General features: G+C 48.7%; 8 protein-coding genes, 1 tRNA gene and 1 other RNA gene. 2 read left to right on the forward strand and 8 right to left on the reverse strand.

What is annotated here, in order from left to right:
• Positions 1-659 (forward strand): transposase (locus tag H8730_RS12155; protein WP_249289870.1); only part of this gene is annotated, 659 nt, incomplete at its 5' end.
• A gap of 217 nt (positions 660-876) precedes the next feature.
• Positions 877-2,100, forward strand: a complete 1,224-nt coding sequence (locus H8730_RS12160; protein WP_249289871.1) for an ATP-binding protein — start codon at positions 877-879, stop codon at positions 2,098-2,100.
• A 173-nt stretch (positions 2,101-2,273) separates the two neighbouring features.
• On the opposite strand, the gene H8730_RS12165 is transcribed toward H8730_RS12160, so the two are convergent.
• From H8730_RS12165 to H8730_RS12200, 8 genes are all read right to left on the reverse strand, one after another.
• The gene (locus tag H8730_RS12165; RefSeq protein WP_177715585.1) at positions 2,274-2,864 is read right to left on the reverse strand and encodes a GNAT family N-acetyltransferase; all 591 of its coding nucleotides are present in this window, start codon (positions 2,862-2,864) and stop codon (positions 2,274-2,276) included.
• 100 nt (positions 2,865-2,964) lie between these two features.
• Positions 2,965-3,037: transfer RNA gene (locus H8730_RS12170), tRNA-Ala, on the reverse strand.
• 23 nt (positions 3,038-3,060) lie between these two features.
• Positions 3,061-3,258, reverse strand: a non-coding RNA gene (gene ssrS, locus H8730_RS12175) — 6S RNA.
• 185 nt (positions 3,259-3,443) lie between these two features.
• Positions 3,444-4,115 (reverse strand): hypothetical protein, encoded by a 672-nt coding sequence (locus tag H8730_RS12180; RefSeq protein WP_177715586.1) that lies wholly within the window; start codon positions 4,113-4,115, stop codon positions 3,444-3,446.
• A 373-nt stretch (positions 4,116-4,488) separates the two neighbouring features.
• On the reverse strand, positions 4,489-6,723 hold the full coding sequence (locus H8730_RS12185) for a helix-turn-helix domain-containing protein (protein ID WP_177713693.1): 2,235 nt from the start codon (positions 6,721-6,723) through the stop codon (positions 4,489-4,491).
• Between the two features lie 19 nt (positions 6,724-6,742).
• Positions 6,743-7,828 carry a sialidase family protein gene (locus H8730_RS12190; protein ID WP_177713694.1) on the reverse strand — a complete coding sequence of 362 codons (1,086 nt, stop codon included), beginning with the start codon at positions 7,826-7,828 and terminating at the stop codon, positions 6,743-6,745.
• A 165-nt stretch (positions 7,829-7,993) separates the two neighbouring features.
• Positions 7,994-10,321 (reverse strand): family 78 glycoside hydrolase catalytic domain, encoded by a 2,328-nt coding sequence (locus tag H8730_RS12195; protein WP_177713695.1) that lies wholly within the window; start codon positions 10,319-10,321, stop codon positions 7,994-7,996.
• Positions 10,322-10,362: 41 nt separating this feature from the next.
• Positions 10,363-12,939 (reverse strand): GH116 family glycosyl-hydrolase, encoded by a 2,577-nt coding sequence (locus H8730_RS12200; protein ID WP_177713696.1) that lies wholly within the window; start codon positions 12,937-12,939, stop codon positions 10,363-10,365.
• Between the last annotated feature and the right edge of the window lie 65 nt (positions 12,940-13,004).

The following is a 13,004-nucleotide window of genomic DNA, read 5'->3' on the forward strand; positions in this document are numbered from 1 at the left end:
TCTGGCATGTGGACTGTGTCCGCAAGATCGGGGTAAAAGCCTTTACAGAACGTTACAGGGCTTTCTGTAAGAAGCACCACTATATCTTCCAGCCCGACAAGCCTGAAAAGCTGTTCCATGCCTCCAGGGAACTGGTTGCTGTCTTTCCAAAGGAGAAGACCTACAAGCTGTTGATCCAGCAAAGCATCCAGCAGTTAAATCTTACTTCCGCGCATGTGGAACGGCTCCGCCAGGAAATGGATGAGCTGGCCTCTACGCTTCCCGAGTACAGTACCGTAATGGATATCTATGGTGTCGGGAAAACCTATGGTCCGCAACTTATCGCCGAGATTGGGGATGTGTCCAGATTTACCCACAGGGAAGCGCTGACCGCCTTTGCCGGTGTTGACCCTGGTGTGGATGAATCCGGCCAACACAAGTCCAAAAGCAACAAGGCCTCCAAAGTCGGATCCGCAAGGCTGCGTAAGACATTGTTCCAGATCATGACGACTCTGCTCCAAAATGCGCCGGAACACGATCCAGTGTACCGTTTTCTTGACAAAAAGCGGTCTCAGGGAAAGCCCTACTATGTCTACATGACAGCCGGAGCGAATAAGTTCCTGCGGATCTACTATGGCAAGGTCAAAGAGTGCCTGCGGAACTTAGAACAGGCAGAATAGCCATTATTTTCTAAATCACCCCTTTCAAAGCCGGCAGTTCTGGCGGCTTAAAAGTTATGCCTTAAAATATCAAATGGATTTTTTCAAATTTTCTTCAAATATCACTTGACTTTTTATTAGCAGGCTTTCTTAAATTTTGTGAAAATGGGTTGTTATTTTTCTCGAATTCGGCTATAATAATATTATATATTAAATTAGACGAAAGGAATGCTGTTCTGTGTATATCAAAAGACACGCTGAAAAAATCGTGCAGGAGCTGTCGCAGATGTTTGGAGCCGTCCTTGTTGCGGGACCGCGGCAGGTCGGCAAAACAACTATGCTTGAAAAAATAACCTCCGACGTTGGGTATGTCACGCTGGATGATCCTATCGTCCGCGCTAGCGCTGAGGAAGAACGCGGAACCTTCTTCAAGGACAATCCGCCGCCAGTCTTTGTGGATGAGATTCAAAAAGCGCCCGCTCTGTTTGAGCAGATCAAGCTGTATCTTGACCGCGAACGGAAAAAAGGACAGTTTTTCATGTGCGGTTCCCAGCAGTTCAAGATGATGAAGGGCGTCAGCGAATCCCTTGCCGGACGCATCGGCCTTGTCACGCTGCTTGGATTTTCCATGCGGGAAGAATACGGGATCGAATGCGATGCGCCGTTTCTTCCAACGGAGGAATACCTTTCCGTGCGGAGAGAGCAGCTTGCGGACATTGCCTATGACGAGGTCTGGCGAAGAATTCACAGAGGCCCCATGCCGGAGCTTTACAGTAATCCGGATTTTAACTGGCAGATGTTCTACGGCGCATATGTGCGCACCTATATTGACCGGGACGTGCGGGAGTTATCCGAAATCGGAGATACCGTAAAGTTTACACGGTTCATGGTCGCCGCTGCCGCATCCACCGGTCAGCTTCTGAATTTATCTTCTTTAGCACGGGATGTGGGCATCAGCCAACCTACCGCCGAACGATGGCTCTCCATTCTTGTGGCGTCCAATGTGGTTTATCTGCTTCAGCCCTATTCTACTAACATCACAAAAAGGGCAGTCAAAACGCCGAAGCTTTACTTTCTCGACACGGGGCTTGCCGCCTATCTGACCAGATGGAACACGCCGGAGGTTTTGAAAAGCGGGGCAATGGCGGGCGCGTTCTTTGAAAGCTTCGTGATATCCGAAATCATAAAGAGCTATTACAACAAAGGGATTCTGGAACCGCCGCTGTATTTTTACCGGGACAAAGACATGAACGAGATCGATCTGCTGATTGAGGAAAGCGGTACTTTGTATCCCATCGAAATGAAAAAACACGCAGATCCGGTCAAAAAAGACACGGACGCGTTTGCTCTGCTGGACAAAATTCCGGGAATCAGGCGGGGGGCGGGGGGCGTGATTTGTCTGTACGACAAACCGGTAACGCTTCGGGGGGACGACAGGGTGATCCCAGTAAACTACCTGTAAAACAATCGCTTCCCTCCAAATAGCAAGGGAAGAGGGTGTCGCAAAAGCTAGGAAAAATTAGATTCATAGCTTTTGCGACACCCTCTTTTGCGGAACATATCTTTTTTATGTTTCTATTCTGTGAGTGGCACATGAAAACGATTCATTCCTATATTGTTCGGTATTTCCGGTTGTTATTTTAATGCCTTCCGCACAGTTACCCTATCTTCCCGTTGGGCGTATTTGTCAAAGCCACATTTTAAATACATATCTAAAGGGCCCCTGAAGTCATGGTCTGTTTCAACAAATTTCTTGTTGACATAGGCCTCCACAAAATCGAAACCCTCATCTGCCGCATCTCTGCAAACGCGTTCCACTAATTTTGTGGCTACGCCCTTTCGTTGCATTTCCGGTGCGATCACAAAGCAAAATATGGATTTCACCTTAATATCCGCAGGGTATTCCTCTATTGGCCAGAAGGAACGCAAATACTTGATACACAACTGACAATTCGCGTTTGTGTTGCACCATCCCACGATCTGGTTGCCGCCATAGGCAAGATAGCCCTGTAAACTGCCAGATCTGACAAAGTGTAGAGCACGCTCCCTTCTTTCCTCCCGTGTTGGAAACCAGTGGTCACCATGGCTGGTATAGGAATCATCGCTACGCCAAGTCACGCAATAGCATTTATGTTCATCTATGTTGTCGTCGTGGGGCGTTACATCAAAAAAATGTACATACTCTTCGGCAAGGTCGGGTATCAGTTTTCTGATTTCAATATTCATCAAGACCACTTTCCTTTATCTGAAATAGCATCCCTATCACTATTATAACAAAAACCTGTCAAAAAGCAAATTTTTCGCTTTTCGGCAGGTTTTTGCCTTATGGACGAGAAGGGATTCGAACCCTCGGCCTCCGCGATGCGAACGCGGCGCTCTCCCAGCTGAGCCACTCGCCCTTGCGAGGATGCGGTTACACGCATCCTCTCCCAAGATGCCGTTCCCGATCTTTTGATCCCTAGCAAATGCTAGGTGGGTGTCCGCACCGTAAGCTCTGCCTTCCGCTGCCCAAAGGGAATTAACTTGCGGCCTGGCATTACTCAGCGATATTCGATAATTAGGACTCCCGTATTAAAGGTGTAGGTTCAAAATAACAGGCTGTCGAACATCTCAGGATTGAGTATACTCATTATACCCGAAATCCAATGATTTTGCAATAGGTATCGGCAAGAATTTTTTGCTAACTTTTCATACAATTTACGTATTGACAGAAAAGAGTACACAACCTCCCACAACTTTGACAGGAGAATACAGCTGACTGACCCCCATGTGGATTTCCTCGATTACAGCGCTCATCGCATCCCTTCAAAAGAGATTCAGGTCTTCCAGATAGTGACAGTAGATCCGGTCAATTCGCTCCGGCACCCTTCGCTCTCCAAGATGGGTGAAATAGCACTGTAGCGCCTCGTCCAGCATGACCACATAATTGCTCAGATACTGCGCAACCTCCTCCTCGTCGGCACCCTCCAACGGCACCTCGGAGCTGATCAGCTCTCTGGCAAACTTATTGTTGGAATCCGTCGACACCTGCACCATGATCGGTTGATTATGAAACTCCTGAAAACGGTGCTCGTCGATCTCCGACAACATTTCAAAAAAGTTAGTCAAATGTTGCAGCAAATCCTCAGACGTGGACCTGGATGACACCTTGAGGACGGCGTGCTGCCCGTCATCCTGATTGGTAAACTCAAAGCTGTACTTGATACCCGGGTTGTACTTATATCTGAGATAGGTGGCGAACTGAACCCCGCCAGAATCGGAACGAACCTTGACTTGCAGGGGACGGCTCTTCTGGACTCGGTCCGCAACCTGTTCCATGATACTGCGGATCTTCTGTTCCGGCGTCGCCATTCCGACTTGCTGGGCCAGGAGATGGTCGATTAGCTGTGAACGGCTCATCCCTTCCTGATAGGCAATCTGGTCTATCTTTTCCACCACCTGATCGGTTAGAATAAGACTATACATACTCTTCTTCATCAGAACCTACCTCCTCGCCGGCCAATGCCGGCCTTTCATAATCAAGCGGATGCTCTCAATCCACTTCGCTTCTAACACCTAACCGAATCGCTAGCCAACACAACCCATTGAAAGCTGGGACTTTTTCAATTCGGCTAAGGGGGAAAACTCTCTTCCCCTGCTAATATTGTATCGCAAATCAATTAATTTGTCAATTCTTTTATATAACTATAGTGTTATAAAACGGCTGCCTCCCAATACGAAAGCAGCCGTTTGTACACGCGTCAGACGCCCCTGCCAACGGAGAACCCACTGCGCAAAATTCGTATATCAGATTGCAACGGGGCGACATTTTGGATCCATGTCATTCCATACCCGTCAGCAGACAGCGAATCTATCCTCTGGGAAACTGGGAGGGCGTATAGCCCATTACCTTTTTATAGGCTCTCCGGAAAGAATGTGGACTCAGATAGCCCACCTGCTCCGAAATTTCCTGGATAGAGAGAGTTCCAGCCGTTATCAACTCATTCGCCTTTTTTATACGCAACTGTTCTACGTAGCTCTGAAAATTCTGTCCCAGGTGCTTTTTGATTCGGGTGGACAGATGGCTCTCAGACATATGATATTTTAACGCGATGTAGCTTAAACTTATATCATACCGCATATAGTTCTCCTGTATATACTCTAGAATCTCTTTCATGTTTTTATCGGCGTTGTTTTCACTCTTCTTTCGAATTTGCAGACTAATGGTACGGCACAAATTCCCGGCCTGTGCAAAAAACGCTTTGGGTTTTTCGATCTGGAGCAGATTGTCTATCTCTGAAGCCAGCGAGCTGTCATCATTGCAATTCAGAATCGTTCCAACCAGCTGCGCGTACAGCAACTTCTGCATCGAAGCGGATAAGCTTTGATCCTTAAAGTTATTATCATAAATTTCTTGAAGCAGCTGATCGATCCCCTTTAGATCATTGACAAGGATTAGATTGATCAGCTTTTGTTGCTCCTGTATAGAATAACAATAGCGAATAAAATTAACCGACTTATCCGCAATATATAAGAAATGGGCATCCAATTCATTATTGGAATGAACGTCCAACAGTTGCAATGCACTTTCGAAGGACTTATTGATATACAACAAATCATCACAAGCACAGCCAATATAAATAACTGCTTTTACCTGATAAATATTCAGCAGCGTCCGGTAAATATTGCTGAACAGATCGGCGATAGATTCTTCGTCATCGGTATCATTCTGATACAATATGAGGAAACGGTTTGTTTCATCGGCAACCGCACAGGGGAGCAAGTCGTGATAAGGCATAATTGCCTGTAGCACAGCCTGCAGTTGAATCGAAAGCTGATTTTCTGGGAAGGCCAGATAGATTCCCCGAAAACTGGAACCCCAGATTGATATATCCATATCGCGGACAAATTTTTCTAGCGCCGCATGATCCGGAAAACCGCCAGCTGCCAACCTGGAAAACAGGATGCCCTGAATTTGAGATTTCTGTTCCTGTACCTTAGTGGACAAGTCGGCATTATCAAATAAGAGCCCCGATACAGCATCGTCAATTTGACGGATGCCGTCATATTTCCAAGCAGACTGCCGTTTCCAGACAAGTCGGTCTGCGATGCGAAGCAGCTGCTTGTGCTGCCGGCCGAACAGGTAGCTGGCTAATACCATACTGGCACCGCACAGCACAATCAGGCTGATAATAATCACACGCAGGACGTCACTGGACTGTTTTTGAATCACTGTCATGGGGGTAGCCACTGTAAAGATCAGATTCTGTTTCTCGGACACACAATACGAAACAAACATATGCGTACCGTTTATGGTATGTTGAAAGCTGGTAGTTTCCCGCTCCGCCATATACAGTCCTTCCGGAACCTGTTCCTGCTCCCCGTTCAATGAGATAAGCATCTCCCCATTTTTGTTGAATAACAACACCTGATTGTCATTGGCGCTGAAATCCGGGAATAGCAGAGTGGCTATCCGATTACTGTTGACCCGGAAGAATGCAACCCCGATAATCTGCTGTGTGACAGGGTGCCGCACGGGGTATGGATAGATCAGAGTAGGCTCCTGCGCAGAGCCGTACTTCATCGTCCTCGAGGGAAGCAGCGAACCATAGCTGTGAGTCTGCAGGACCTCGCTCTCCCATTGGAAGTAATCCCAGTCGCCATACTGGTAATAACGTTTATAGTAAAGTTCTCCGTTGGGAAATCCCTGCTGAGGGGCAATGATCGAATGGTTTTCCATACTATACAAAAAATACCCATCAATCAGGTTATTGAAATCCTTGATTACCGGCAGGTTGCTTTGCAGCTTTGACATAGAAACGATCAATTCTTGACGGTCACTTTCCGAAATTTGCAGAAAATCGACAATATCCTGGTCTGTGCTTAAAAGAGTGGCCAAATCCATCACATTTGCCAGACTGCCTTCGACGGTTTTCATTGCATTCTGAACCAAACGCATATTGGATTTTTTTGCCTGCTCCAAAAGCGTATTGTAAACCAGGACATAGGTAATGCAGCCCATAAACAACATAGTAATAATCAGTATGAAAAACGAAAGCGATAATTTCCAAAATAAAAGGGGCTGTCTGTTCTTTTTATTTTTCATTATCGTCCGCTCCTCCGATTTAATTCTCCAGGCTATCCGCAGTCAGCCAGCTGAACGGTACTTTTACAAAAACCAACCGATGAAATCCTAGTTGCGCCGTGTTCTCGGTCTCCTGCTCATAAAGACAGTAGATCCAATTTCCGTCCTGAGACACGGCTACATCCGAATAGCCGGCGTATTTGTCCAAAAGACGGGCATAACTCCACGTTTCGCCGTCATCTGCTGACAGCCGAAGCGTAAGCAGGGTGCGGGCATGGGAAAAATTATTTTCCTTACAGGGAAAGTTGGCGCAATTTGAAAACACAACACCGCGTGAAAGATGGGCTTGCGGATTTTGAAGCTTACAGATACTGCCAAAACAGATGGGATCCGGCAACGCAGTGTCAAAAACTGGCTCAGAGAAGGAATGTGCGTCATCAGACCGCGCCACTGCTCGGTAAAAAGTGTCACCCATGTGCCGGATATTGATCACAACGGTGCCGTCAGATTTTTGGAACAGGCAGGCTTCATTTGGGTTGATAACCCCTCCGCCGTCTGGAATTATTTTCCCTGGAATCCAACTTCTCCCGCTGTCCGCGCTGAGCAGGGTCGCCGCCACTGAAGGGCTGTGCGCCCGCACATCCTTTCCATTTGCCATCCACACCGAAAGCAAAAGACGGCCGTCCTCCAGCTCTATTCCATGCCCCGGTCCGAGGGCCATGACCTTCCAGGGATATTGGTCTCGAAATCCGTATACGTACTGCGTTATTTCCACAGGATCGGAAAAACTGTGGCCATCGTCCTTACTGATTTGATGGAAACAGCGGCCGTAATCCATCTGCCACAAAAAATGGACATCTCCGTTTCGGCATGCGATCATCACGGGATTGTTGACTGTCTCTCCATGCTGAGACATGGCGATTGCACGGAAAGGTTCCCAAGTGTCTCCGCCGTCCTCGCTCCGCATCAGACCAATCCCGTGAGCGGACCAGTCTCCCGAACTGTCCCGCATCTCAAAATAAGCAAGCAGACAGCCTCTCGCCGTCAAAACCAGGCCCGGTATGCGACTGTTGGGTAAAGAAGTATGCGCGCAATCGGCCAAAACTTTCTTTATAATTTCCGGCATTTGTCCCACCCTCTTATAGTCCCCCACCCAAACATGATATATTTTCCGTTCCGGCCACTGATGCATATCGTTTTGGTTTCAACGATGAGGGGACCGTTTCAACGCCTACTGTATAAAATTTACTATAATTTTATCATACAGAAACATAAAGGTCAATCATAATCACTAATTTTTTGATTCAACAGTAAACAAATAAAAGCCGTGGAAAATCTGGAGCCGGCATTGGTCAGACTGAATTGTAAGGCCCTGTAGCCTTTTCGGCAAATCTGCTAAATCACCGCCATCGGCGACCAACTGGCCGCGTTCCTTTATCACCGCATTCTGCCCGGATAAAGGTAAAACCACGTGGGCAGAGCAACCATGTGGAATATGGCATTTCAGAGTATACCCGTTGGAACTCCGTTCCCAGCGAACATAGATATTTCCGCAGCTGATTTCCAGTGAGGCTTCGGCAAATGCGAGAGTTTCCGGCAGATATGGCATGATCCCGATTTTTTGGAATCCCGGCTCCAAGATTCGGATGCCAGCGACATATTCTGTCATAATCCGCGAAATATAAGCATTCCATGCATGGCAGTGAGATTCAATATTGCGGAAGCCTTCCCACATTGTCTGATATCCCAGATGGATCATGCGCGCCCAGCTGTGATCGTCAACTTTCGTCAACACTGCATACGCTTCTGCACCTTTCCCGTTTTCGAATAACAGTCTTAACAGATCCAACGAAAGCAGGGTGCTGGTGTGATGTCCTTCCGCCGCAATTTGCCGCAGAAGCGCTGGTTGTTCCTTCCGTGGCACGACGCCGTAAGACAGAGCTGCAACCGATACAGCCTGACTGAAATTAGCGGAGCCGCTGGAATCGCGAAAGCGTCTGCGCACAGGATCGTATAAATTTTTCATAATTGCCAGCCGCAGAGCTTCTGCCTGATCGGAAAACCATTGGGCATCTTTTTTCCGACCGCAATATTCTGCGATACACGCCATCAAAAACGTGCTGCGGTATACCAGACAGTTATGTACGGTGTAATACTCGCCACTCTGCTCAATTTCCGGATACGGCCAGTCGCTGATATGCCAATCCTCTGTTTTTCGAACTAAACCACTCGTGTCGATGCAATTCAGCTGACGGCGCAAGGTGTTTTCTGCCGGTGCATAGTATGTCTCCAGCAATTCTGAATTTCCAGTGTAGTAAAACAGCTTCCACAGCAGCAAAATGAAATGCAAATCCCATTCCGGTATTTTAAGCGAAAAATTGGGATGCTCAAAATTGCTGGGATAGACGAATGGAAAGGACCCATCGGCATGTTGCCCGTCCGTGAAGTCTGTCAGGACTTTTTCAACCATTGAGACAACGTCAAAATGATAGAGCAGTGATTCTGCCTGCAAATCGGCGTCTGCAAGATACTGCGCCTGCTCCCTGTGAGGGCAGTCAACCAGCTGTCCGAGCGCATTATTTTTTTGAGTCTGGATGCAGGCACTAAACAGAGCGTTGAGCAACGGATCCCCGCAGACGAAGTAACCGACCTGGCGGATCCCGGTATGGGCTTCCGCCAGCAGAAGCCCATATTCTTCGGGCAGAGCCATGTCACTCTCGATTTCACAGTAACGAAAAGCCTTGTAGCAGAAATTCGGACTCCATTCTTCCCGGAGACGGCCACTTGCGATATAGCAGTCACAGTAGAATTCGCTGGTATCATTGCAGACATTGTGCTTGACACGTCCATGTTTATCTAAATCTTCTGAATAGCGCAAAGTAAAGCGCTGGCCAGCCTTTGCCCCTTTCAAAGACAGGACTGGCCAGCCGGAAATGATTTTTCCGGCATCATAGACACGGACGTTTTCCGCTGCGTCACAGAGCTGAGGCGTCAGCAACCGCTCTACTGCCCCCTCCTGAATGCGCTGCGGCGTCAGGAGCCAAGCGTTGGTCTCCGCTGCGGCAGGGACCGCAAAAGGCCAGTTTTTGTCGGAAAACCCAGGATATTGCCAGCCATCCGGTTCTTTCCGGGCGTCAAAGATCTCCATGGGGCCGATCCGGCGGCGATGGGAGAACTCCGTGTGATTCTGATACGGAGTGTCCAGCAAGCATCTCCATGTGCCATCGGTACCAATTCTTTGAACCGAACCGTCCGAGTAGGTAAGTTCCAGCTGCATCAGCAGCCCCGGGACACCGTCCACGTAATTTTGCCCGCTGCCGCCCAGATAACAGACCATCGCGCTCAGTACATTTTCGCCGTGTTGAATATGCCGTGTGATGTCATATTCGTTGTAGAGCTTGTTCTTAACGGGATTGCTCGGAGCCGGCGTGACCTCCCCGCTGACCCGCACGCCGTTTATCATAGCCTTGTAATGATTGTGGGCCGTGGCGAGAAGAACTGCCCGGCAAACCTGGCGTGTTATCACAATTGCTTTGCGGAAATAGGCAAATTCATTCATGCCAAAGGCAGCATGTGTCCAAATCCATTTCGCGCTCCAACCGCCATTTTCTGTTTTCATCCCATCACCCTTTCAGGGCATCTCAAGCCGTATTAAGGCTGTCATCCCAGTGCTACAGTCAACAGGTCTCCCTGTTTCATCTCTAGAGGTTGAACAAATTGGATCCGGCCGTCAATCCTTTCAAAAGGCAGCACAACATCCCCCAGGCAGGCTGATACCGCCTGATCCGTTCCGTATGCCGAAAAATTCGTCAGCTCCAGCCTGCCGTAAAGCAGCTTCAGAACGACTGTGTCCTTTTCAAATTGGACTTCACCCCAGCCTGTACCGCAGCTGAAAAAGCTATGGAACTTATCGGGATAAACAGGGAAAAAGCCTATACTTTTTTCTACGCCGTCGTACTGGAAGCCGCTGAAAGCCAGCAGCAGGCTATATGAGGACATGCTACGCGCATAGTTGCTGCCGCATTCAAACTCATTCCAGGGATTGCGCTTTTTCCCATCGAATCGTTCCCGCACGGACCGCACAAGCTGTATCCCCTCCTCGATCATCCCCTCCTGGATCATATGGCAGGCCAGCTGATATTCAACACCGGTCCAGGTTTCTGTCACATAGGGAACAGGAATCGCGGGCCTGGTTTTGCCCTCCGGCCAGGAGCAGAGAATGATGCCGCTTTCATCATTCAGGGAAAATACCCGCCATAGGTTATGGACGTCGCACATCTTTCGATAATTGTAGTGATAAATAGATGACAGGGTCTTCTTTGTCTGTTCTTTATCGAAAATTTCGCCCAAACCAAGCAAATTCGAATGCCACTGCGCCACAAGCTGATCGCTTAAACATCCGTCGCCAACCTGATATTTAATCTCTTCACTTTCTGCATTCCAATAGACATTGAACAGATAATCGTCGCTATCCTCTACATAAAAGGATTTCAGAAAATCATAGTCATGCAGGTCGATCTTCTGCTCATAGTATTCGCCATTAAAAAGTTCCTTGTCCGTATACCTTCTGCCCGCCTCAAACAGTCTCCGGTATTCCGCCGCAGCATCGTCCTCCCCCAGATACTCCGCCATCTCTGCGCCGGCCTTCAAGGCCGCTAGATAGAATCCATTGAGCCAGCCGTTCGGTCCCAGCATCTCCATATCGAGGGTGTGATGCTGTCTGCCGGTTATGACGCCGGTTTTCTGCGCATCCCATTTATCTGGATTGGTGGGGGCCCAGGCATACTCCAGTGAGGCCTTGATATTGGGCCAGTATTTTTTGAGCCACGCAGAGTCCCCGGAAAGCTTCCATTCCCGATATGATTTCAGGACTCCGCCCATCTGGCCATCCACGCAGGCCCGAAAAGGGTTGGGGGCACTCCCCAACGGCAGATTTAAGCGGAAGGACATTTTTCCATCTGGCCACTGGTTGTAGTGGAAATCGTTTTCCCGCATGCTGCGCTCCAAGGCCGGAAAGAGGTAGGGCAGCGCATACGCGTAATTCCAAACGTGTGTACAGGAGCCCTCGCAGCTACCGGCATTGGCCTGGCAACCCTCAAACGCGTAGAATGAACCATCCTCCAGCCGAAGACAGGTCGGAGACTTCAGCACCGAAAGGTTTGACGCGACGGTATCAAGCACTGCTGGATCCAAAGCGGAGCCGTACAAGCTTTTGCGGAAACAGTCAGTCTCCTGATATAGTCGATCCCATTGGATAAGACTATACCTTGCGCTCTGCCGGGCGTCTGGAAACAGGACTGCATAATAGTTTTTCCAGGGCGTTTTGTCCGCCTTAGGGTTCCAATAATTATTCCGGTTCGGATAGTTCCAGCTGATTACAAAATGGCTACCGGCGCTGCCTCCAGCTTCAACCGAAAAGTGAGAACAGATTAGGCCAGTATCCCTTGCATCGGAGTTGTTGTGCTCATATACTCGGTTGGAGAATCGCTCCTGGGAGGTAAAATCGCGCCAAAACATCTCGACTGCGTCGCTCCACCCACCTCGGAACCAGTACTGCTGATAGGAAATATCCCTCGCGTCAGTAGCAATACAAATCTGGCCGTAATCCAAATCGCTCGGCTCTAAGCAGTCGGTCCCGAGAAGAATGCCGCTTATCCTGTTCTCCTGCCAGAACTCGTTTTTCGACTGTTTCCCGCCGAAGGATGAGCAGACAAACAGGCAAATGGCGTACTGGTAGTTTTCATCTGTGTCATTTTCCACCCCGATATCAAACATAGCGCAAGGGATGCTAGAATCGTCCTCGTTCAGTGGGATAAAAGGGTTAAATGCCTTCATCACGACCTGCCCGGGAAAGTCTACATCCCAGAAGCGCAGCTCGGCAATGGGGAATTCCCCGGAAAAGGAATGGCCGGCAAAATGGCTGTACCCAGCAAAAGTCTTTTCAATGGGGCCGAAGCCGTAACCGGAAAAAATCATTTCGCCCTGGCGGTTTTGTCCCATATAAGGCGGCTGATATGGCCCGGCTATGATTTTGGCGGATACGAGCCGGTCGCTCTGGTATGCCTTAATCGCAAAGCCGCTATATTGGTTTAGAGTATTTTTGTTAGGCCTGTTGAAAATCTCCCAGTCAATCAGGGTTCCGGTTCCGGATAGACCTATACATCCGCTTCCAATACCACCGAGAGGAAAAGAGATCTGAGAGGTGTGTTCCCCGGTATATAGATTGCTCTTTTTCATAGTATTCTCCATTCTGGAGCGCTAGCGACAGGGCGAATTCTGCCCCCAGAGCAATTTGTGACGCT

Source organism: Bianquea renquensis, assembly GCF_014384895.1.
In the GTDB taxonomy this organism is placed as follows: domain Bacteria; phylum Bacillota; class Clostridia; order Lachnospirales; family Bianqueaceae; genus Bianquea; species Bianquea renquensis.

Bases quoted from the DNA above. Each gene is read 5' to 3' on its own strand.
- H8730_RS12195 (WP_177713695.1), bottom strand. From the start codon at position 10,321: ATGAAAACAGAAAATGGCGGTTGGAGCGCGAAATGGATTTGGACACAT.
- H8730_RS12165 (WP_177715585.1), bottom strand. From the start codon at position 2,864: ATGAATATTGAAATCAGAAAACTGATACCCGACCTTGCCGAAGAGTAT.
- H8730_RS12200 (WP_177713696.1), bottom strand. From the start codon at position 12,939: ATGAAAAAGAGCAATCTATATACCGGGGAACACACCTCTCAGATCTCT.
- H8730_RS12185 (WP_177713693.1), bottom strand. From the start codon at position 6,723: ATGAAAAATAAAAAGAACAGACAGCCCCTTTTATTTTGGAAATTATCG.
- H8730_RS12180 (WP_177715586.1), bottom strand. From the start codon at position 4,115: ATGAAGAAGAGTATGTATAGTCTTATTCTAACCGATCAGGTGGTGGAA.
- H8730_RS12190 (WP_177713694.1), bottom strand. From the start codon at position 7,828: ATGCCGGAAATTATAAAGAAAGTTTTGGCCGATTGCGCGCATACTTCT.